Genomic DNA, 22,118 nt, shown 5'->3' with positions numbered 1-22,118 from the left:
TCGGCGCCATCATCTGTGAACTTGCAACCAGGGGGACCTATGAAGCAAGTGATCGTTGGCGCCGCCCTGTGCGGCGCCGCGCTGGGGTTGGCCGCCGCCGCCAACGCCGCCGACGACAGCTATGACTTCCTCTACGGATCAACCAACGCGTTGATCCTGGGCCCGACAGGCATCCCGACACCGAATGCCGCCTACATCAGCGATGCGCTCAACCTGTACCTCGAACCGAATGGGTATGAGGGCACCACCGCCTCGACGCTGGCACTGACCACTCCCGAAACCAACGACTTCGACCAGAGCGTCGCGCAGGGCGAAGCCATTCTGGTCAACGCGGTCCTCGCCGACTACGCCGCCGGCGACATGGACTGCGACGCCTCCGGTGTGTGCAGCGACCCGCTGACCATTTTCACCTACTCGCAGAGCAGCCTGGTGGCCTCCCTCGCCGAACAGCAACTCGCCGACGCCGGCGTCCCCAGCGACGCTCTGCGTTTCGTGATGCTCGGCGCCAACACCAGCGTCGTTCCCAACGACCTGTACCCGACCGACGTGTACAACATTCACGGTGATGCCTACGCGGAACCCGGCGTCTTGGGCATGAGTTGGCAGGACCTCATGCTCGGTCTGGAACTCCACGAGGCTTACCTCGGGTTGACGCCGGCCGAAATCGACTCGGCCACAACGGTCGTCGACGGAATGACCACGATCAACGACATTCCCACACTCACCTCCACCGAACTGTGGGATGCGCTGCTCAACGCGCTCAGCGCCGGGTGAGGCATCGGGCCGCATCGAATCGAGCGGCTCCGCGCAGTGTCAAGGATCAGCCGAAGTAGCTGTCAAGCATCACCCGACGTCATACAGGAACTGGTGGGGCGGGCGGGGCTCGAACCCGCGACCAACGGATTATGAGTCCGCGGCTCTAACCGACTGAGCTACCGCCCCCGGCGCCTACCGGCGACCATGACATTAGCGCCCGCGCGGCTCACCGACGACATGGTGGTGTGTTCGATGCGCCCCGCCCACAACGACCATGGTCGTCACGGACCCGCTGATTAAGAGTCAGCGGTTACGCCTCGGGAGCCTTCGGCAGATCGAGGGCGGCCAAACGAACCGGGTCGGCGATCGACACGATGCCCACCAGGCGACCATTCCGCACCGTGCACGCCATCAGGCTCAGTGGCCGCCCGGTCGGGCCCCAGCCGAGGATGCCGGGTTCGCCGTTGACCAGGACACGACGTGCGGTGATGCGCGCCCCCTGCCCGCGGCGGACCGCCTCCACCACCTCGCCGGATCCGGTCGTGACGGTGACGCCGCGGGCCGTGTGCTGGCGCCAGGTGATGTCGGGATCGAGCACCCGCAGCAGTGCGTCGAAGTCGCCCAGCTGGGCGGCCGATAGGAAGGCATCGACGACCTCGCGCTGCTCATGACGATTTCCCGCCGGCCTGGGTACGTCCTGGACTTTGCGGCGCGCCCGGCTGGCCAGCATTTTGGCGGCGTCGGCCGATTTGCCGACGATCGGCCCGATCTCGGCGAACGGGACCGCGAACATGTCGTGGAGCACGAACGCAAGCCGTTCATCGGGACGCAACGACCCCAGCACCACCAGCAGTGCCAGTCCCACCGAATCCGCCAGCACCGCAGCATCTTCGGGAATGTCACGGTCATCGGTCACGATGAGTTCCGGGAGATCTTGGTCGATCGAGACCTCGGGCCGCGCGGCGCGCGAGCGCAGGGTGTCGATGCAGATGCGGCTGATCACGGTCGTCAACCACCCGGGCAGGTTGTCGATCGCGTCCACGTCCTGGCGGGACAGCCGCAGCCACGACTCCTGGACGGCATCTTCGGCGTCCGATCGCGAGCCCAGCACGCGATGCGCCAACGCCAGCAGGCGCTGACGCTGCTGTTCGAAAGCTTCCGCCAGCTGCGATTCGGTGGTCATGGGTTACCTCTCGTGGTCCTGGTCCGTCATAGGTGATGACGAGCCCCACCCGACCGAGGTAACCACGAAGGAGTACCCCATGAACACCGCGCTGTGGATCATCGCCGGCGTCGTCGCCGCCGGGTTTGTCGCCGGCGGCGCCACCCTGCTACTGCTGCCGAAGGAGAAGTACCGGGCGTTGGGCAGCAACCAGCACTGGGTCGACGACTTCGGCGGCGGTCAGCTCAAGGCCATCGGGACCATCAAGCTGATCGGCGCGATCGGGCTGGTGCTTCCCGCGGCCGTCGGTGTGGCACCACGGCTGGTGCCGATCGCCGCGTGCGGCCTGATGCTGTTCATGGCCGGGGCCGCCACAACCAGGTTCCGCCGCAGCGAGTGGGGCTACCTGGCCGGCGACGTCGTCTTCATCGCCCTGTTCGCGTTCCTGGCCTGGGGCCGGTTCGCCCTGCAGCCGTTCGCCTGAACTCGCCGCGCCACCGCACGGGCACGAGCATCGGCACCTCGGTGCGGTACTGCTCATACTCGTCGCCGAGCATTCCGATCAGGTCGCGCTCCTCGAGCTGGAGCGCGATGAGGATGTAGCCGGTGCTCGCCGCGGCGAACAGCAGGTGGCCGGCGGTCATGGTGGGCGTCGCCCAGAACGCGACCACGAAACCGAGCATCAGCGGGTGCCGCACCACCCGGTACAACGCCGGAGCACGGAACCCGACCAGTTTGTACGGCTTCGCCCGCCAGGCGGCGTACACCTGGCGCAATCCGAGCAGATCGAAGTGGCTGATCAGGAACGTCGACGTCAGCGCGATGGCCCAGCCGAGCCAGAACAGGACGTGAATCCCGATGCGCGCTGCTGGCGTCGTCACGTCCCAGATGACTGCCGGGATCGGACGCCACTGCCAAAACAACAGGGCCAGAACCAGATTCGATGCCAGAACGTAGGTGCTGCGCTCGATAACCTGCGGCACCACGCGAGTCCACCACCGCTTGAACGCCGGGCGCGCCATCACGCTGTGCTGCGCGGCGAACACGCCCAGCAACACCACGTCGATCACGATCGCTTCGCCCACCGGCGCCTGCGGGCCGCGGTCGACGCTGCGCGGCACAAGCAGGTCTCCGACGAAACCGATGGCGTAGAGGAAGACGACCAGGAAAGCCAGATAGTTGAGCACCCCGTAGGCGAGTGCGAGGAAGCGGGCCATGGCGCCCTCCCGAGCTGAGGAATACACCATGGTAACCCCGTCGAGCCGCAGGTCACTAGGGTTTTTTTGGGCAGCTGATCGCCGCCTGGCGGCACCCGCTTACGATCCCAGGATGACCGCGGAAACGTTCGTCACCCACGCGCCGGGCGATGTGCGCATCATCGCCGACCGCCACGGTGACCCCGACGCCCGCGCCGTGGTGTTCCTGCACGGCGGCGGGCAGACCCGTCGTTCCTGGGGCAGGGCCGCCGCGGCGGTGGCCGAGCGTGGCTGGCAGGCCGTCACCGTCGACCTGCGCGGGCATGGCGAATCGGACTGGGCGGCCGAGGGCGACTACCGATTGGTCAGCTTCGCCACCGACGTCCATGAGGTGCTGCGGACCCTGCCGACGGACCCGGTGTTGGTGGGCGCCTCACTGGGTGGGTGCGCCGCGATGCTGCTCTGCGGCGAGCTGGCTCCCGGTGCGGCCAGCGCGGTGGTGCTGGTCGACATCGTGCCCAACATGGACTCCTCCGGCGCGGAACGGGTGCAGGCGTTCATGGCCGAGAACATGGAGTCCGGCTTCGACTCCCTCGATGAGGTCGCCGACGCGATCGCCGCCTACAACCCGCACCGGCCCCGCCCCACCGACCTCACCGGCCTCACCGCCAACCTGCGTCGCCGCGGCGATCGCTGGTACTGGCATTGGGATCCGCAATTCATCAGCGGCCCCGAGCACCAGGGACCCCTGGAGATCCACGACGTCGACCGGCTCAATACCGCGGTGCAGACCATCCTCGACGACGGCGTACCGATGCTGCTGGTGCGCGGCCAACTCAGCGACCTGGTCAGCGAGGGCAGCGCCGAGGCGTTCTTGGCCCGATTCCCGCAGGTGCAGTTCATCGACGTCGCCGGCGCCGGTCACATGGTCGCCGGCGACCGCAACGACATCTTCGCCGACGCCATTTTGGGCTTTCTGACCCGCCACGGCGACTGACGTCAGCTGAACACCGTCTGCCCGTCGGCGTCGAGCAGGTAGCGCTCGGTGCCCTCGGCGACCCGCGGTGCGTCGGCCCCCAGCGAGACCGCGATCTTGTTGCCGGCGTTGCGCATCACGTCCAAGGTCAGCTCGACGGCCTGCTCGTCGGTGAAGTGCCGGCGTACCCCGGCGGCCACCTCGGCGTCGATGTGCGTCGGCGTCCAGATCAGTGCGTCGACGTAGCGCAACGCCGCCTTCTGCGGCTCGCTCAGCACCCGCGAATCCTCGAACCGCTCGATCTGCTCATAGAGCGACTCCGAGCCGCCGGCATCCAAGGCGGTGGTCTCCCGCAGCGACTTGCACAGCCGGCAATCGTGCTGGGCCGCACCGCGCAACCGCACCACCTCTGAGGTCACCGCGTCCAGGGACCGCAGCCGGGCGACGGCGGGCATGAATCCGTTGAACAGCGCATCTGCCGGCTGGACCGAGTCATCCGAGGCAACCGGCTCCGGCCAGGACACCGGCACACCCAGCGCCTCCAGTCCGGCACGCACCCGGGGCGCGAAGTCGGCGACAAATATCCGCACCACGGCATCAAAGGTGCCGTCGCCCAGCACCGCCCGCATCCGGGCGCGCTGCTCGTCGGTGATCATCGAGACGTCGATGCGGAATTGTTCGGCGAACTCGGCCACCGCGGGATCTGCGTCGGCCGCCACCTCGCCCGACACCGCCACCAATCGGTTCAGTTCATCCAGGACGTCCATGTCAAGGATTATGGACTGAACAGCAATAGGGTGAAAGCCATGCGCGTCGTCGTCATCACCAAACACGGGCCGCCCTCGGTGCTTCAGGTGCAGGATCGCCCCGACCCGCCACCACCTGGCAGCGGCCAGGTCCAGGTTGCGGTACACGCGGCAGGGGTCAACTTCGCCGACCACCTCGCCCGCGTCGGGCTGTATCCCGAAGCACCCAAGCTGCCCGCCGTGGTCGGCTACGAGGTGGCCGGGACGATTACAGCCGTCGGTGACGGTGTCGATGCGGCCCGCGTCGGCGAGCGGGTGCTGGCCGGGACCCGCTTCGGCGGCTACGCCGAGATCGTCAACACCAACGCTGCCGACACGGTGGCGCTTCCCGAGGCGATGAGCTTCGAGCAGGGCGCCGCGATACCGGTGAACTACGCGACGGCCTGGGCGGCGTTGCACGGCTACGGGTCACTGCGTTCCGGTGAGCGGGTGCTGGTGCACGCCGCAGCCGGCGGCGTCGGCATCGCGGTGATCCAGCTGGCCAAGGCCGCCGGGGCGATCGTGCACGGCACCGCCTCTCCGGGCAAGCATGACCAGCTCAACGCGTTGGGCATCGACCGTGCCATCGACTACCGCCGCGACGGCTGGTGGAACGGCCTGCCGCCGTATGACCTCGTGCTCGACGCGCTCGGCGGCACATCCGTGCGGCGATCATTCGCGTTGCTGCGCCCCGGCGGACGGCTGGTGGCCTACGGTCTTTCGTCGCTGCAACAGGGCGAGAAGCGCTCACTGCGCCGGGCGGCACCGCAGGCGCTGGCGATGCTGCGCGGCTTCAATCTGCTCACACAGATGGAAGAGTCCAAGACCGTCATCGGCCTGAATATGTTGCGGCTGTGGGACGATCGCGGCACGCTCGAACCCTGGATCACTCCGCTATCCGAGTCGCTGGCCAACGGAACCGCGGCACCGCTCGTTCATGCGGCGGTGCCGTTCGCCGACGCCCCGGAAGCACACCGCATCCTGGCTGCGCGCGAAAACGTCGGCAAGGTGGTGCTGGTGCCCTGAGCCGGCAGCGAGCTCAGACGGTGCGGGCCAGCCGCTGCGCCAGCAGCTCGGCGAACCGCGCCGGATCCTCCAGCGAGCCACCCTCGGCCAGTAACGCTGTGCCGTAAAGCAATTCCGCGGTCTCACCCAACTCGGCGTCCTCGCCGCGCTCGTTGTGCGCCTGGCGCAGGCCGGTGACCAGCGGATGGCCGGGGTTCAGTTCCAGGATGCGCTTGCCGACCGGAACCTCCTGACCGCTGGCGCGGTAGATGCGCGCCAACGCCGGCGTCATCTCGAAGGTGTCGGTGATCAGGCAGGCCGGAGATTCGGTCAGCCGGGTCGACAGTCGCACCTCTTTGACGTGGTCGTCCAAGGTCTGCTGCAGCCAGGCGATCAGCTCGGCGAAATCCTTCTCCTGCTCTTTGCGCTCCGCTTCATGGGCGGTCTTGTCCTCCTCGGAGTCCAGATCCACCTCGCCCTTGGCGGTTGACTGCAGGGGCTTCCCGGCGAAGTCGGCGACCGTGTTCACCCAGACCTCATCGACCGGGTCGGTGAGCAGCAGCACCTCGTAGCCCTTGGCCTTGAACGCCTCCAGGTGCGGTGATTTCAGCAGCTGCTGACGGGACTCGCCGGTGGCGTAGAAGATCTGCTCCTGACCGTCTTTCATGCGTTCGACGTACTCGGCCAACGTGGTCGGCTCGGAGTCGCTGTGCGTCGAGGCGAAGGAGCTGATCGCAAGCAGCGTCTCTTGATTGTCGAAGTCCGACAGCAGCCCCTCTTTGACGACGCGACCGAACTCGGTCCAGAAAGTGCGGTAGTCCTCCGGCCGCTGCGACTGCAGCTCCTTGATGGTCGAGAGCACCTTCTTGGTCAGCCGCCGGCGAATCGCGTTGATCTGCCGATCTTGCTGCAGGATCTCGCGGGAGACGTTGAGCGACATGTCCGCCGCGTCGACGACACCCTTGATGAAGCGCAGGTACTCCGGCATCAGCTGATCGCAGTCGCCCATGATGAACACCCGCTTGACGTACAGCTGCACCCCGACCTGCGCATCCCGGTTGAACAGGTCGAACGGGGCGTGCGACGGGATGAACAACAGCGCCTGGTATTCGAAGGTGCCCTCGGCCTTCATCGCGATGACTTCGAGCGGCTCGTCCCAGGCGTGCGCGATGTGTTTGTAGAACTCGTTGTATTCCTCTGGCGAGACTTCGTCTTTGGGGCGCGCCCAGAGCGCCTGCATCGAGTTCAGCGTCGCGGTCTCCACCGTGACCGTCTCTTCGCCGCCCTCCTCGGCAGGCGGGGTCCGGCGCTCGACCTGCATGCGGATCGGCCAGGCGATGAAGTCGGAGTACTTCTTGACCAAACCCCGGATGGTCCACTCCGCGGTGTAGTCGTGCAGCTCGTCTTCGGCGTCTTCGGGCTTGAGGTGCAAGGTGATCGAGGTCCCCTGCCGCGCGCCCTCCACCGGCTCGATGGTGTAGGTGCCGTCGCCGCTGGATTCCCACCGGATGGCTTCGCTCTGGCCGGCCTTGTGGGTGAGCATCTCGACCCGGTCGGCGACCATGAACACCGAGTAGAACCCGATACCGAACTGCCCGATCAGCTCCTCGGACGCTTTGGCGTCCTGCGCTTCCCGGAGCTGCTGGCGCAGCTCGGCGGTGCCGGACTTGGCCAGCGTGCCGATCAGGTCCACCACCTCGTCGCGCGACATGCCGATCCCGTTGTCACGCACGGTCAGGGTGCGGGCCGCCGTGTCGACCTCGATCTCGATGTGCAGGTCGGAGGTGTCGACCTCGAGGTCCTTGTTGCGGAACGCCTCGAGCCGCAGCTTGTCCAGCGCATCGGAGGCGTTGGAGATCAGCTCCCGCAGGAATGCGTCCTTGTTGGAGTAGACCGAGTGGACCATCAAATCCAGCAGCTGACGGGCCTCAGCCTGAAATTCCAGCTGCTCCACACGTTCGCTCATAGCGTCGAATTTTACCGACGGGCTCGTCATGCGCCTCGGCGGGTTGAACCCGCGGACCGGCTTTACCGGATCTTGACCGCACGTTGAATCGCCCCACCGACGATGACGACGTGACTACCATTCAAGCCGTGGAGCTGGGGGTTTTGGGACCTCTCCAGGCCCGGCACACCGGCGCCCCGGTCATCATCCCGGGCGCCAAACCGCGCGCCATCCTCACGATGCTCGGACTGCACGGCGGTTCGGTCGTGTCAGCCGAGACGCTGATCGATCTGCTGTGGGGCGACGATCCACCGCGCACCGCCGCCAAGGCGCTGCAGACCCACATCTCCTCGCTGCGCCGGGTGTTGGGCGATGGCTTCGTCCTCACCGAGGGGGCGGGCTGGATCCTGCGCACCACTGAGGTTGACGCCCCGCGGTACAAGCTGGCCACCAAACGGGGCCGTGATGCCGCGGCGGCCGGCGACACCACCCACGCCGTGCTCTGCTTCGAGGAGGCGCTGGCCCTGTGGCGGGGCACTCCCGAGCTGCCCGATTCCCGCCGCGGAATTGCCGAGAAGACCCGCTGGATCGAGGGCCATGCCGCGCTGGTCGAGGATCGGGCCGATGCGCTGCTCGCGGCGGGCCGGGCCGCGGAGGTCGTCGGCGAACTCGAAGCCGCGGTGGGCGACGCACCGTTGCGCGAGCGGCGATGGGGCCAGCTGATGTTGGCCCTCTACCGGGCCGGCCGCCAGGGTGAGGCACTGGGCGCCTACCAGCGGGCCCGGACCCTGTTGGCCGACGAGCTCGGGGTAGACCCCGGGCCGGAACTTCGGCGCCTGGAGGCCGCGATCGTCGCCCAAGATGCCGCGCTGGATTACCCGATGTCACAACACCCGCCGTCGGTGACGCGCGCCGTGACCTTTGTGCTCACCGACATCGAGGGATCCACGGCTGCGTGGGAGGCGGACGCCGGCGCGATGGCGGTTGCGTTGGCCCGCCACGACGAGCTCGCCGAACAAATCGTCACGTCCCGCGGCGGACGGCTGATCAAGACGCGCGGCGAAGGCGATGCCACGTTCTCGGTCTTCGAACGCCCGTCGGCGGCGGCCGCCGCCGCCATGGAGCTGCAAGATGCGATCCTTCACGAGCCGTGGGCCCTACCCGAGCCGATCCGTATCCGGGTGGCCTTGCACACCGGCGAGGTCGAACTGCGCGACGGCGACTACTTCGGCCGCGCGGTCAACCGGGCCGCCCGGCTGCGGTCCCTGGCCCTCGGCGGCCAGATCTTGTGCTCGGGCGCCACGGCCGAGCTCGTCATCGACACCCTGCCCGACGACGTGGTGCTCGCCGACCTCGGGATGCGCCAGCTCCGCAACCTGCCGCGCCCCGAGCATGTTTTCGAGCTTCGCCTAGAGGCCGCCCCGCCCTCTGCGGGGACCGGCGGTGAGCCCTTCGAGCGGCCCGCCGTGCCCGCGGTGGCGACCGGTCCCGGGCCGTTCGTGGGACGCGGCCGCGAACTGGAACGCCTTGCCGCGGCGTGGCAGACCGCACTCGGCGGTGGCCTGCACGCGGTACTGATCGCCGGCGAGCCCGGGGTCGGCAAAACCCGGTTGGCCGGCGAATGGTCCCGCCAGGCTTACCAGCAGGGCGCCGTCGTGTTGTACGGCCGATCCGACGAGGACCTCGGTGCGCCCTATCAGCCCTTCGCCGAGGCGCTGCGTGCGCTGGTGCCCTGCATCGGCGCCCGGCGGCTGCGCGGACTGCGGGGCGTGGAAGCACTGCTCCCGCTGGTGCCCGGACTGACCGATGTGCTCCCCGATCTGTCCGCGCCACCTCGGGCGGACCCCGACACCGAACGCTACGCACTGTTCGACGCCGTCGTCGCGCTGTTGGGACTGGCCTCCGCGAGCGCACCCGTCGTCTTGATTCTCGATGACCTGCACTGGGCGGCCAAACCCACCCTGTTGCTGTTGCGGCATCTGCTGCGCTTCGGCGACCACACCCGCGTGCAGGTGCTCGCGACGTATCGCAGCACCGACCTCGACCGTTCCCATCCGCTGGCAGCGATGCTGGCCGATCTGCACCGGGACGGCACCGCGAATCGCCTGGCGCTCGGTGGCCTCGATGAGGACGACGTGACCGCCTACGTCGCCGAGGCCGGATATGACGACGAGGATCTCGCCCGCGCCTTGGCCTCGGTAACCGGAGGCAACCCGTTCTTTTTGATCGAGGCTCTGCGCCACGTGGACGAAAGCGGCGGCGTGTGGGATCCGAGCACCTTGCCGCAGGGCGTTCGGGAAGCCGTGAGCCGCAGGCTTTCCCGGCTGCCGGCCGAGACCAACAAAGCCCTTGCCGCCGCGGCGGTCGTCGGCAGCCACTTCGCTCTGGAGCTAGTGGAACGCGTCGTCGACCAAGACCTCGTCGATGCCTTCGACGAGGCAGCCAAGGCCGGCATCGTCATCGAAGAACCCGGTGGCCGATACCGGTTCAACCACGCCCTGGTCCGGCAGTCACTACTTGCCGAACTGGCATCCGTGCGTCGCATGCGGCTGCACCAGCGCATTGCCACCACACTGGAGAACACCCCCGGCGCGGACGACGAACTGCTGGCCGAGCTGGCGCATCACTATTTCGAATGCGCATGGGCGGGAAACGCCACCAAGGCCGTCGAATACTGCCGGCGGGCCGCCGACCAGGCGATGGCCCGGCTCGCCTACGAGGGTGCCGCCGATCTCTACGACCACGCCTTACACGCACTGGACGAGGTCGACGAGGAGCTGACCGACCGCGAAGATCAGGCTGCTGAGCTACTGGTCGCGCGCTGCGAGGCACTGCTGGCTGCCGGCGATATGGCTTCGGCGGCCGGCGCCGTCTCCCAACTGCAAGCGGCCACAGTCGATTCGGCCCAGCTGACGGCATGGGCGACCTGCTTCGATGGGCAGTTGACGATGCTGGTCCATCCCGAGCGGTTGGACGAGGTCGAGGCCGCATTGGGTGCGGCTGCCGACAAACTGGCTGAATTGGACGATGCCGCAGGCGAAGCCAAAGCCCATACCGTGCGGGCCGGGTGCCTCGCTCGGCTCGGGCGGATCGGCGACTGCGAAACCGCGTTGGACAATGCGCTTACCGCGGCGCGGCGCGCGCATGAACACCGCCGGGTCAACGCCGTGCTGGCGGGTGCGCCGCTGGCGGCGCTGTGGGGCCCCAATCCGGTTCCACGGGCCGGCGGCCGGTGTCTGGACGTGGTGCGGTTGCTGCGGATTACGACCGACTCCCCCGCGGTGGAAGCGTCCTCGACGCGGTGCCAGGCCGTGTTGGAGGCCTTCCGCGGCCGCACCGCCGCGGCCCGACGGATGATCGACTCGGCGCGGCGCACGGTCACCGAGCTCGGTCTGCGCCATGCGCTGCTTGAGGTTGAGCAGTTCGCCGGAATCATTGAACTGGTCGCCGACGACCCGGTCGGCGCCGAGCCGCATTTGCGTCAGGCCTACCGCGGCTTTCGTCGGATGGGGCTGGACGCCGATACCGCCGAGACCGCTGCCCTGTTGGGTCGTACCTGCCTTGCCCTGGACCGGGATGCCGAGGCCGATGACTTGTGTTCGGAGAGCGAGCGGCTCGCCGGTAATGCGTTGAAGGCCTCGATCGCGTGGCGCACGCTGCGGGCGCTGCTGTTGACGCGACTCGGGGATCATGACGAGGCCCGGCGGATGGCCGAGTCCGCCGTCGGCCTGGCCGGGCGCACCGACGGTCTGGTCGATCACGGCGATGCGTGTCTGGCGCTGGCGACGGTGTTGAACGCCGCCGGGGATGTGGCGGGAGCGCGGGCCGCCGCCGAGCAGGCTGTCGAGTTGTACGAACGGAAAGGGGCGGCGGCCCTTGCCGAGAAAGCGCGGCTGGTGCTCGGAGAGCGCCTCCCGCCACCCGCCGCGAATCGGCCCGAAGAGCCAGCAGTCGAATTGGACACCGCTGCCGTGCGAGTGGGCGAACACGTGATGGCTGCTATTCATCGGAAAGCCTGGGAGGAGTTCGAGCAACTTTTCGCGCCCGACCTCGTCGTCGAGAGTCGCCGGAAAGTCGTCGGCCTTGCGCTGCCCTCGGACGCGGTGCGACTGGTAATGCGGCGTGAACTCGAGGCGGGAGCGCAAATCGACCACGTCATGATCGCCGCACGAGGTGACCGGCTCGCTTTATCCCACATGATCACGACCATTCCCGACGCCAGTCCGGGGGCGCCGCAGGACGAGCTGCTCCAGCTGTACGGCATCGATGAGGAGGGCCGCGTCGCATTGCAGATCTGGTTCGACGTCGACGACATGGACGCGGCGATCGCCGAACTCGATTCGCTACACGCGCGATTCGAGGAAGAAGGCAAACACGTGCGGCCCTTGGAGAACAAGGCAGCGCTGGTAATCGAGCAGCTTTACCCGCAGTTCGCGGCTCGCGACTGGGCCGCCATCGCCGAAGCAGCGGCCGACAACTATGTCATCGACGATCGCCGGCGGACAGTCAACACCGGGATCCGGTATGGCCGAGATGCCGGGATCCGCGAGTTGCAGGCTGCCGCCGAGGTCGGCTTCACGACCATCCTGTCGAGCGCTGTGGCAACCCGCGGCGAGCGCCTCGTTCTAACCCGCGTTCGCGCCGGCGGCCGCGACCCCGAGGCGGTTCAAAACGAGGCCCTCAACGTGGTCGAGATCGACGCGGACGAGAAGGTTGTGGCGGCCGTAGTGTTCGACCTCGAAGATGTCGACGCCGCCTTCGCCGAACTCGACACCCGTTACCTCGCCGGCGAAGCGGCCGCGCATGCGGACACATGGTCGGTGTTAGCACAGACGTATTCCGCAGCGAATGAACAACAACTCCGACTGGCACCGGACTGCGTGAACATCGACCACCGACGCCTCCCAACAATTGAGCCGGGCGACTTGGCCTCATACATCCGTGCCTCATGGGACGACGCGCAGAAGTTCCTCGCCTACATCGAGGCGGTGCATCGACTGGGCACACGCGGAGCGGTCTTCACCCAAGCGGCGCACGGGACGTCGCACCAGGGCTTCGACGCCGAATGGCGAGAAGTCATCCTGGTGACATTCGAGGGCAGTCTGATCAACTGCTGCGAGCTCTTCGACGAGGCAGACCTCGACGCCGCGCTGGCGAGGTTTGAAGAACTGGGCCCGCCGCCACCGCGGCGGGAGAACGCGGCAGCCCAAGTAGTCGCTCGCTACACGGCACACTTCGCGGCCCGCGATTGGGTTGGGCTCGCCCAGGCGATTGCCGACGACATCTCCACTGACGATCGCCGGCGAGCCGCAAACGCAGGGCTTCGACACGGCCGAGCTGCCGAGATCGCAAACATGCGGGCAGTCGCCGACGTCGGGATCACCCACCTGACGTTCGCTGTCATCGCGGTCCGCGGGGAGCGCCTCGTCCTCGCGCACGCCTCGGGCGGCGACGACACACCCGAGGGGTTCGCGCCCGAATTGCTGGGCGTCTTCGAAATAGGTTCCCACAACCAGATCGCGGCAATCGTCCTGTTCGATCTCGAAGATTTCGACGCCGCCGTCGCCGAACTCGACGCCCGCTATCTCGCCGGCGAAGCGGCTGCGCATGCGCGCACATGGTCGGCGATCACCGACATCTACGCCGCGTTCAACCGGTATGAACTTCCCACCGTGGACTGGGTCAACGTCGACCACCGGCGAGGCATGCCGTTCACACCCAGCGACCTCGACGCGGCCCTCCGGTCCTTCTGGGATCTCACGCCCGACTTCAGGATCGAGATCGAGACGGTGCATCGACTCACCGATCTCGGCGCGGTCGTCACTCATCGCTCGCACGGGCGCTCGCCCGAAGGGTTCGAAGTCGAGTGGCGCATGATTCAACTTCTGGTTGTCGAAGGCGACCGGATCACCCGCTGCGAGCTGTTCGACGAGACAGATCTCGACGCCGCCCTCACGCGCTTCGAAGAACTGCACCAGCAGCCGCGTCGGCTGGAGAACGCGGCAAGCCGTGCCTACCAACGGTTCCAGGCCTACTTCGGAGGCCGCGACTGGGAAGCACTGGCCGCGATACTCACCGACGACGTATCCACCGAAGACCGTCGTCGGGTGGTGGGCTCCGACATTCGGCGAGGCCGTGATGCGGTGATCACCGAACTTAGCGCACTCGCCAGTACCGGCACGGCGAATCAGGCACTCGCATCAGATGTGCTGGCCACCCGCGGCGAGCGCCTTATCCTCACACGTACCCGATACACGTCCGGCGACCAGCGAACCGCGTACTACTTTGAGGGCCTGGAGATCGTCGAGGTCGACGCCAACGAGCGGGTGGCGGCGCGGGTCGGCTTCGATCTCGACGACTTCGACGCCGCCGTCGCCGAGCTCGACGCCCGCTACCTTGCCGGCGAAGCAGCTTTGCATAGGCGAACATGGTCGGCGATCGCAACGGGTTCACCGCGCTTGGCCGAGGTGAAATACCTCTGATGAAGCGCGATTTCGTCGATGTCGATCATCGGGCACTTGCGACGATCGGGCAGGGAAATCTGATCGAATACCTCCGTGTCGCGCTGGCTGACACGGTGCACAACGTCATTTACGTCGAGGCCGTTCATCGGTTGACGGATCTCGGCGCCGTTGTCACCCACGTCGCCAAGGGGACATCGCAAGACGGCTTGGACGTCGAGTGGCGCGTGCTTGACACCGTCACGGTCGACGGCGACTTGTTCAGCCGCTGCGAGATGTTCGATGAGGACGATCTCGACGCGGCGCGCGCGAGATTCGAAGAGCTGAGCCCACAGCCGCGTCGGCTGAAGAACGCGGCAAGCCGTGTGGCCGAACGCCTTCTGGCGCACTTCGCGGCACGCGACTGGGATGCGATGACGACACTGTTCATCGGCGACTCGTCCACCGACGATCGTCGCCCGCTGGTGGGCGTAGGCCTACGGTGCGGCAGGGACACCGTCATCGCCGACTGGCGGGCGACCGCCGATGTCGGAGTCCAGAACGTAATGTCCACCGTCGTCGTAACTCGCGGCGAACGCCTCGTGCTCAGTCGTTGCCGATTCTCGGGCCGTGACCAGCGGCCAGCGGCGTTCCATACCGACGTCCTCGGCTTACTCGAGCTCGATACCAACCAGCGCATCGCGGCGTGTGTCATGCTCGACCTCGACGACTTCGACGCCGCCCTCGCCGAGCTCGACGCCCGCTACCTCGCCGGCGAAGCGGCCACCTACGCGCACACCTGGTCGCTGGTCACCGGCGCTTACGCCGCATTGAACCGGCGCGAGATCGCCGCGACCGCACCAGACTGGGTGAACATCGACCACCGCCGCGGGGCAGGTTTCCAGGCCGGCGACATGATTGCGTACCTGCAGGCCGCCTGGGAGGATTCGCCCGACACCAGGATCTACATTGAGCAGGTGCATCGGCTCAGCACCATCGGAGCCGTCGTCACCCATGTGGCGCATGGGGTTTCACAGGGGGGCTTCGACGCCGAGTGGCGGGATACCAACGTCATCACGATCGACGGAAATGCGGTCAACCGTTGCGAGAACTTCAACGAGACCGACCTCGGCGCCGCCCTCGTCAGGTTTGACGAATTGCAGTCGCTTGCGTAATCGATATCATATTTGATAGCGTTGGACATGCCCAACGTACTGATCCGTGATGTGCCGGTCGACGACCTCGACCAGATCCGGTCAGCGGCTGCCGCGCGCGGCGTCTCGTTGCAGGCCTATCTGCTTGAGGCAATGCGCGCTCAAGCGGCCCACCTTCGCCGTCGGGCTGCCCTGGACCGCACCGCGGCACGCCTGGCGCGGCAGCCGGCTGTCAGCGAACAAGACCGGACCGCTGTGCTCGATGCCATCGACGAAGCACATGGCGACCGTGGCGCACAGCTGAGTCGCCCGACGTGATCGTCGATGCCTCGGCTGTGATCGACGCTGTCACCGACTCCGGGCCCCGCGGACAAGCAGCCCGTCAAGCGCTCGCCGACCACCCGGCCTCGGAACCGCTGCTTGCACCCGGGCATCTCGCGATCGAAATCCTGTCCGGCTTGGTGGCGGCGGCGTACCGGCCATCTCATCCACTGCAGCCCGATGAGATCGAACAGGCTCTGCTCGATGCCGCGGCGTTCGAGATAAAGATTGAGGGCACCCCCTGGGACGACGTCCGGCGCGCCTGGGAGTTGGCGCAAGCGTCGTTGCGCTACCCCGACGCCGTCTACGTCGCCAGCGCCGAACGGCACGGCATCGCGCTGCTCACCAGCGATACCCGCATCGAACGATCCGGTGCTCCGATCCGCTGTGCCATCGTCACGATCCGACCCAATGGTGGCTGATCTGAGGCTGCACGCTCACTGCGCCTGACTGACCGACGACATGTGGAAGTCGGGAATTCGCAAGGACGGCATCACCGCCCGGGTCGCCCAGTCTCCCCACTCCCGCGGCAACGTCGGCTCGGCGATTCCGGCCTGGCTGGCGCGGCGCAAAAGATCCAACGGGCTCTCGTTGAACCGGAAGTTGTTGACCGCCGCGGTCACCTGGCCGTCCGCGACCAGATAGACGCCGTCGCGGGTCAGCCCGGTCAGCAGCAGCGTGGTGGGGTCGACCTCGCGGATGTACCACAGCGTGGTCAGCAGCAGACCGCGCTCGGTGGAGGCGATCATCTCGTCCATGCTGGCCGAACCGCCCGTCATCAACAGGTTGTCGGCGGGCAGGGCGACCGGAGCACCGAATTCCGCGGCGGCAGCCCGCGGGTAGGCCAGCGCGTTGATCACCCCGCCGCGGATCCAGTCCACGCAGCCGATGTCCAGACCGTTGTCGAACACCGATGCCGTCTCCGAAGAGGTGCCGGTCGCCACGAACGGCGCGCACTCGAGTTCGAACGCGTGCGGGTCGGAGTACAGGGTCAGCGGCAGATCGGTGAGCCGCTCCCCCACCCGGGTGCCGCCGCCGGGCGCCGACAGCGCGGTGCGGCCCTCCTGGGCGCCGCGGCCACTCATCGTCCAGCCCAGATAGATCATCATGTCGGCCACCGTGGACGGCGGCATCAACGTCTCGTACCGCCCGGCCGGCAGTTCGACGGTGCGCGCCGCCCACCCCAGCCTCGTCGACAGCTGCTCGAGCAGCGAATCGGTCGGCACATCAACGAAATACGGGCTGCTCACTCCGGCCCAGGCACTGGCGCCGTCGCGTTTGGCATTGATCTCCACCGTCCCGGTGGGCTGGGTGAAGCGGCGCCGCAGCCCGGTCGAGGACGCCAAAAACGTCGTCGCCATCTCGTGTCGGGCGAAGCCGTACAACTGGTCGGTACCGCGAAAGCCCCGGCTCAACGACGCCGCCAGTCCGGCGAAGACCTCGGCGCCGGTTCCCGGCACCTCGGCATCCCAATCGTCCGGCACGCCGGTGCCACTCACCAGCGCTGCGGCGTCGCGGGCTTCCGGCGCCCCCGCGGCGGCCTCCGCGGATGCCGCCACCAGCTCGGGGATCAGCGCGGGATCCACCTCCGCCGAGCACAGCGATCCGACCCGGGGCCCCTCGTCGTCGCGGGCGATCGTGACCACCGTGGTGGTCCGGCTGTGGGACACCCCGTTGGTAGTCATCGAATTGCCCGCCCAGCGCAGCGAAGCTTCGGCGCGGTCGGTGACCAGCACGATGGTCTCGGTTTCGGTGCCGGCGTGCTGACCGCTGCCCGCGGCCTTCAGGGCAAGGTCGATCACCTGCTGCGCCGGAATCATCCCCTGCCCCCCTCGGCCCGTGTGTTGAGCACGTTGATCCCCCGGAACAGTGCCGACGGGCAGCCGTGGCTGACTGCGGCCACCTGACCGGGCTGGGCTTTGCCGCAGTTGAACGCCCCGCCCAGCCGCCACGTTTGCGGCCCGCCGACGGCCTCCATCGCGTTCCAGAAGTCCGTGGTGGTGGCCTGATAGGCGAGGTCGCGTAGCTGGCCGTCGAGCCGGCCGTCGCGGATCCGGAAAAACCGTTGCCCGGTGAACTGAAAGTTGTAGCGCTGCATGTCGATCGACCAGGATCGGTCGCCCACGATGTAGACCCCGTCGTCGACCCGGGCGATCAGATCATCGGTCGACAGGTCCTCGTCGCCCGGCTGTAGCGACACGTTGGCCATCCGCTGGATCGGGACGTGGTGCGGAGAGTCGGCGTAGGAGCAGCCGTTGGATCTGGCCTGACCAAGCCGCGGCGCAAACACCCGGTCCAGCTGGTAACCCACGAATCGCCCGTCGCGCACCAGATCCCAGCGCTGGGCGGCCACACCTTCGTCGTCGTAGCCGATGCTGGCCAAGCCGTAGGGCACGGTGCGGTCGGCGGTCACGTTCATCACCGGCGACCCGTAGCGCAACGTGCCGAGCTTGTCCGGGGTGGCGAACGAGGTGCCGGCGTAGGCCGCCTCATAGCCGATGGCCCTATCGTATTCGGTTGCGTGCCCGATTGATTCGTGAATGGTCAGCCACAGGTTGGTCGGGTCGATCACCAGATCGGTCGGCCCGGGCGTCACGCTGGGGGCTTTCATCTTCTCGGCCAGCAATTGTGGCAGCTCAGCCAGTTCCTCAGTCCAGTTCCACACCTCATCGCCGGCCACCGCCTCCCAGCCCCGCGCGGTCGGCGGCGCCAGCGTGCGCATCGAATCGAAACCGTCCGGCCCGACGGTGACCGCCTCGCAGACCGGCATCAGCCGCACCCGCTGCTGGGTGATCGAGGAGCCGAACGTGTCGGCGTAGAAACTCTGCTCCTTGACCGCGGTCAGCGCGGCCGTCACGTGGTGCACCCCATCGGCGGCGAGTAGCCGCCCCGAGTAGTCCTCCAGCACGTCGATCTTGTCCGCGGTGGGCACCTCGAACGGGTCGATGCGATAGTCCGACACCCAGCTGGCGTCGCGGTACACCGGCTCGGCGGCCAACTCGACACGCTCGCCGTTGAGGGCGGCCAGCGTCGCGGCCACCTGCACGGCACGGCGTGCGGTGTCAGCGGCGACGCCGGGGGCCAGCTCGGCATGCGAGGCGAAGCCCCAGGTCCCGTCGACGATCACCCGGACCGCCATCCCGAGTTCGCGGTTGACGACGGCGGTCTCCAGTTCACCGTCGCGCAGCCGGACGATCTCGGTGGCGATCCGGTGAATCCGCAGGTCGGCGTGCTCGGCGCCGGCCCCTCGGGCCGCCGACAGGGCGGCATCGGCCAACTCGTGGCGGGGCAGGGCCAGAAAATCGGCGTCGATCTCCCGGTTCGATGTCACCGGTCCACGGTAACGAGCGGTTTTAATACCTGCATGGCAGACTCGCCGCGCCGCTCCACCGCCCTGGGCTACGCGCTGCTGGCCCCCAGCCTGTTCGGCGTGGTGGCGTTCCTGCTGCTGCCGATGTTGGTCGTGGTGTGGCTGAGTCTGCACCGCTGGGACCTGCTGGGGCCGGTCAGTTATGTCGGCGCCGACAACTGGCGAGCGGTGCTGACCGATCCGGTGTTCGGAAATTCGCTTGTGGTGACGGTGCTTTTCGTCGCTATCGTCGTTCCCGCCCAGACCCTGCTGGGCCTGGGGGTGGCGGTGTTGTTGGCCCGTGAGCTGCCCGCCAGCGGCGTGTTCCGAACCGTGTACGTCCTGCCGTGGATCTGCGCACCCTTGGCGATCGCGGTCCTGTGGCGCTGGATTCTGAGCCCCACCGACGGCGCGGTGAGCACCGTGCTCGGGCATCGCATCGAATGGCTGACCGATCCCGGATTGGCGCTGCCGGTGACCGCGGCGGTGGTGGTGTGGACCAACGTCGGCTATGTCGCGCTGTTCTTTTTGGCCGGCATCCTGGCCATTCCCGCCCAGGTGCTGTCGGCGGCACGCATCGACGGGGCCAACGGCTGGCAGCGGTTCTGGCGGGTCACGTTGCCGATGCTGCGGCCCACGATGTTTTTCGTGCTGGTCACCGGCGTGGTCAGCGCGGCGCAGGTGTTCGACACCGTTTACGCGCTGACCGGGGGCGGCCCGGCGGGCCGCACGGATCTGATCGCACACCGCATTTACGACGAGGCGTTCGGGGCAGCCGCGATCGGACGCGCGGCGGTGATGGCACTGGTGCTGTTCGCCGTGCTGGTCGGTGTCACGGTGGTGCAGCAGTTGTCGTTCGGACGGCGGGTCAGCTATGACCTCACGTAGCGCCGGCGTCTACGCCCTGCTGACGCTCGGCGCGCTGATCACCCTGGCGCCGTTCGCACTGGGGCTGTTGACGTCGTTCACCCCGGCACGTCAGTTCGCCACCGGCACCCCGTTGTCCTGGCCCGACCCGCCGACTTTGGACAACTTTCGTGATCTCGGCGGTGCCGGATTCGGCCGGGCGGCCGCGGTCACCACACTGATGACCGCAGTGATCGTGCTGGGCCAACTGAGTTTCTCGGTGCTGGCCGCCTACGCGTTCGCGCGGCTGGACTTCCCGGGCCGCGACAAGTTGTTCTGGGTGTACGTCGCCACCCTGATGGTGCCGGCCACCGTGACAGTGGTGCCGCTGTATCTGATGATGGCGCAACTGGGTCTACGCAACACCTTCTGGGCGTTGGTATTGCCGTTCGTGTTCGGGTCCCCGTACGCGATCTTTTTGCTGCGCCAGTACTTTCGCGCGGTGCCCGACGATTTGGTCAACGCTGCGCGTCTCGACGGCGCGAACACCCTGGACGTCATCGTGCACGTGATGATGCCGGCCAGCCGGCCGATTCTGGTCACGCTCGGGTTGATCACCGTGGTCTCGCAGTGGAATAACTTCATGTGGCCGTTGGTGATCACCAGCGGCGACAAGTGGCGCGTGCTCACCGTTGCGACGGCCGCCCTGCAGTCCCGCTACAACGCGCAGTGGACGCTGGTGATGGCCGCGACGGCGGTGGCGATGATTCCGCTGGTCGTGCTGTTCGTGGTGTTCCAGCGCCGGATCGTGGCCTCGATCGTCGTCACGGGGATCAAATGAGCCGGCCGCGGTTCTCCACCGTGTTCGCGACCGCGGTGATCGCCGTAGCCGCCTTGTTCGGGGTGGCGGCGGTGCTGCTCGATCACGCCCCGACCCGATCGGCCGGCGCCAAGACGGTGGTGACGGTGCGGCTGTGGGACGAACAGGTCGCGACCGCCTACCGACAGTCGTTCGCCGCGTTCCACCGCGCCCACCCCGACATCGAGGTGCGCGCCAACGTCGTGTCCTACGCCACGTACTTCGACACGCTGCGCACCGACGTGGCCGGCGGCGGCGCCGACGACATCTTCTGGCTCTCCGACGCCTACCTGGCCGGGTATGCCGACAGTGGCCGGCTGATGAAAATCGATGCCTCCGGCGCGGATTGGGAGCCGTCGGTGGTCGGCCAGTTCACCCGCGACGGGACGCTGTGGGGAGTACCCCAGCTCACCGACGCCGGTATCGCGGTGTATTACAACGCGGATCTGCTGGCCGCCGCCGGAGTCGATCCCGCCCGGTTGGCGCAGCTGCGCTGGGATCCGCATGGCGGCAACGACACCCTGCGGCCGCTTCTGGCCGAACTCACCCGCGATGCTGCCGGGCGCAGTGCGGGCACAGCGGGTTTCGACGAACGCCGGATCCGGCAGTGGGGCTACAACGCCGCCAACGATCCGCAGGGCATCTACCTGAACTACCTCGGCTCGGCCGGCGGGGTGTTCCAGCGCGACGACGAGTTCGCCTTCGACAACCCGGCTGCGGTGGCCGCCTTCGACTACCTGGTGCGACTGATCAACGACGACCACGTGGCCCCGCCGGCCTCGGACACCAACATCAACGGTGATTTCTCCCGCAACCAGTTCCTGGCCGGGAAGATGGCGCTGTTCCAGTCCGGCACCTACAACCTGGCGGCCGTGGCCGAGCAGGCCGCGTTCCGGTGGGGGGTGGCGATGCTGCCGGTCGGCCCCGTTGGTCGGGTCAGCGTCACCAACGGTATCGCCGCCGCCGGCAACGCCGCTTCAGCGCACCCCGGGGCGGTGCGAAAAGTGTTGGCCTGGCTCGGCAGCCGCGAAGGCAACCAATACCTGGGCCGCCAGGGGGCAGCGATCCCCGCCGTGCTCAGCGCGCAGCAGGTCTACTTCGACTACTGGGCGCACCGCGGCGTCGACGTCACCCCGTTCTTCGCGGTGCTGGCCGGCGCCCGCATCCCCGCACCCGGTGGATTCGCGGGATTCCCGGCCGGCAACCAGGCGATCAAACCCTATTTCGACGAGATGTTCCTGGGCCGCGCCGATGTCGCCACCACCTTGCGCAAGGCACAAGACGCCGCTAACGCGGCAGCGCGCCGGTAGCGACCCCCGCTATT

At 67.6% G+C, this 22,118-nt stretch carries 15 protein-coding genes, 1 tRNA gene and 1 pseudogene; 10 read left to right on the top strand and 7 right to left on the bottom strand.

The window, feature by feature from the left end; genetic code table 11:
- Positions 1-39 precede the first annotated feature (39 nt).
- Positions 40-774, top strand: a complete 735-nt coding sequence (locus AC5Y31_RS05005) for a PE-PPE domain-containing protein (protein ID WP_499978544.1) — start codon at positions 40-42, stop codon at positions 772-774.
- A gap of 91 nt (positions 775-865) precedes the next feature.
- Here AC5Y31_RS05005 and AC5Y31_RS05000 read toward each other — a convergent pair.
- Positions 866-942 (bottom strand) — tRNA-Ile (locus AC5Y31_RS05000).
- A gap of 124 nt (positions 943-1,066) precedes the next feature.
- Positions 1,067-1,939, bottom strand: a complete 873-nt coding sequence (locus tag AC5Y31_RS04995) for a sigma-70 family RNA polymerase sigma factor (protein ID WP_499978542.1) — start codon at positions 1,937-1,939, stop codon at positions 1,067-1,069.
- 79 nt (positions 1,940-2,018) lie between these two features.
- Here AC5Y31_RS04995 and AC5Y31_RS04990 point away from each other — a divergent pair, with 79 nt between their 5' ends.
- A complete protein-coding gene (locus AC5Y31_RS04990; RefSeq protein ID WP_499978540.1) occupies positions 2,019-2,402 on the top strand; it encodes a DoxX family protein in 384 nt (127 codons plus the stop codon).
- On the opposite strand, the gene mddA is transcribed toward AC5Y31_RS04990, so the two are convergent.
- Positions 2,344-3,135 (bottom strand): methanethiol S-methyltransferase, encoded by a 792-nt coding sequence (gene mddA / locus AC5Y31_RS04985; RefSeq protein ID WP_499978537.1) that lies wholly within the window; start codon positions 3,133-3,135, stop codon positions 2,344-2,346. The two genes, AC5Y31_RS04990 and mddA, sit on opposite strands and share 59 nt — an antisense overlap.
- A gap of 112 nt (positions 3,136-3,247) precedes the next feature.
- Between mddA and AC5Y31_RS04980 the strand changes: the two genes are divergently transcribed.
- Positions 3,248-4,111: an alpha/beta fold hydrolase gene (locus tag AC5Y31_RS04980; protein WP_499978534.1), complete on the top strand. Its 864-nt coding sequence runs from the start codon at positions 3,248-3,250 to the stop codon at positions 4,109-4,111.
- Between the two features lie 2 nt (positions 4,112-4,113).
- Here AC5Y31_RS04980 and AC5Y31_RS04975 read toward each other — a convergent pair whose 3' ends face one another.
- Complete coding sequence (locus AC5Y31_RS04975; RefSeq protein ID WP_499978532.1) at positions 4,114-4,857, bottom strand: carboxymuconolactone decarboxylase family protein; 744 nt, start codon at positions 4,855-4,857, stop codon at positions 4,114-4,116.
- A gap of 39 nt (positions 4,858-4,896) precedes the next feature.
- On the opposite strand from AC5Y31_RS04975, the gene AC5Y31_RS04970 reads away from it, so the two are divergent.
- On the top strand, positions 4,897-5,901 hold the full coding sequence (locus tag AC5Y31_RS04970) for a synaptic vesicle VAT-1 family membrane protein (RefSeq protein WP_499978529.1): 1,005 nt from the start codon (positions 4,897-4,899) through the stop codon (positions 5,899-5,901).
- A gap of 13 nt (positions 5,902-5,914) precedes the next feature.
- On the opposite strand, the gene htpG is transcribed toward AC5Y31_RS04970, so the two are convergent.
- Complete coding sequence (gene htpG, locus AC5Y31_RS04965; RefSeq protein WP_499978525.1) at positions 5,915-7,846, bottom strand: molecular chaperone HtpG; 1,932 nt, start codon at positions 7,844-7,846, stop codon at positions 5,915-5,917.
- Between the two features lie 128 nt (positions 7,847-7,974).
- Here htpG and AC5Y31_RS04960 point away from each other — a divergent pair.
- The 3 genes and pseudogenes from AC5Y31_RS04960 to AC5Y31_RS04950 all read left to right on the top strand — a co-directional run bounded on the left by AC5Y31_RS04960 (position 7,975) and on the right by AC5Y31_RS04950 (position 16,162).
- A pseudogene (locus tag AC5Y31_RS04960) lies at positions 7,975-15,440 on the top strand (ATP-binding protein).
- A 27-nt stretch (positions 15,441-15,467) separates the two neighbouring features.
- Complete coding sequence (locus tag AC5Y31_RS04955; RefSeq protein WP_499978521.1) at positions 15,468-15,737, top strand: hypothetical protein; 270 nt, start codon at positions 15,468-15,470, stop codon at positions 15,735-15,737.
- Positions 15,734-16,162 carry a type II toxin-antitoxin system VapC family toxin gene (locus AC5Y31_RS04950; RefSeq protein WP_499978519.1) on the top strand — a complete coding sequence of 143 codons (429 nt, stop codon included), beginning with the start codon at positions 15,734-15,736 and terminating at the stop codon, positions 16,160-16,162. The genes AC5Y31_RS04955 and AC5Y31_RS04950 overlap by 4 nt, the downstream gene beginning before the upstream one ends.
- A gap of 15 nt (positions 16,163-16,177) precedes the next feature.
- Here the strand turns inward: AC5Y31_RS04950 and AC5Y31_RS04945 are convergent, their stop codons facing one another.
- Both AC5Y31_RS04945 and AC5Y31_RS04940 read right to left on the bottom strand, forming a co-directional pair.
- Complete coding sequence (locus AC5Y31_RS04945) at positions 16,178-17,560, bottom strand: metallopeptidase TldD-related protein (RefSeq protein WP_499978518.1); 1,383 nt, start codon at positions 17,558-17,560, stop codon at positions 16,178-16,180.
- The gene (locus tag AC5Y31_RS04940; protein ID WP_499978516.1) at positions 17,557-19,071 is read right to left on the bottom strand and encodes a TldD/PmbA family protein; all 1,515 of its coding nucleotides are present in this window, start codon (positions 19,069-19,071) and stop codon (positions 17,557-17,559) included. The genes AC5Y31_RS04945 and AC5Y31_RS04940 overlap by 4 nt, the downstream gene beginning before the upstream one ends.
- A gap of 33 nt (positions 19,072-19,104) precedes the next feature.
- Here AC5Y31_RS04940 and AC5Y31_RS04935 point away from each other — a divergent pair, with 33 nt between their 5' ends.
- The 3 genes from AC5Y31_RS04935 to AC5Y31_RS04925 are packed head-to-tail and all read left to right on the top strand — an operon-like array spanning position 19,105 to position 22,104.
- Positions 19,105-19,977 carry a carbohydrate ABC transporter permease gene (locus AC5Y31_RS04935; protein ID WP_499978512.1) on the top strand — a complete coding sequence of 291 codons (873 nt, stop codon included), beginning with the start codon at positions 19,105-19,107 and terminating at the stop codon, positions 19,975-19,977.
- Positions 19,964-20,776 carry a carbohydrate ABC transporter permease gene (locus AC5Y31_RS04930; RefSeq protein ID WP_499978508.1) on the top strand — a complete coding sequence of 271 codons (813 nt, stop codon included), beginning with the start codon at positions 19,964-19,966 and terminating at the stop codon, positions 20,774-20,776. Before AC5Y31_RS04935 ends, AC5Y31_RS04930 begins: the two co-directional genes overlap by 14 nt.
- A complete protein-coding gene (locus tag AC5Y31_RS04925) occupies positions 20,773-22,104 on the top strand; it encodes an ABC transporter substrate-binding protein (protein WP_499978505.1) in 1,332 nt (443 codons plus the stop codon). Before AC5Y31_RS04930 ends, AC5Y31_RS04925 begins: the two co-directional genes overlap by 4 nt.
- Positions 22,105-22,118: the final 14 nt, after the last annotated feature.

The organism is Mycobacterium sp. NGS18 (assembly GCF_059813185.1).
Note: the sequence above shows the minus strand (reverse complement) of the source record. Positions and strands in the feature narration are given on the sequence as shown.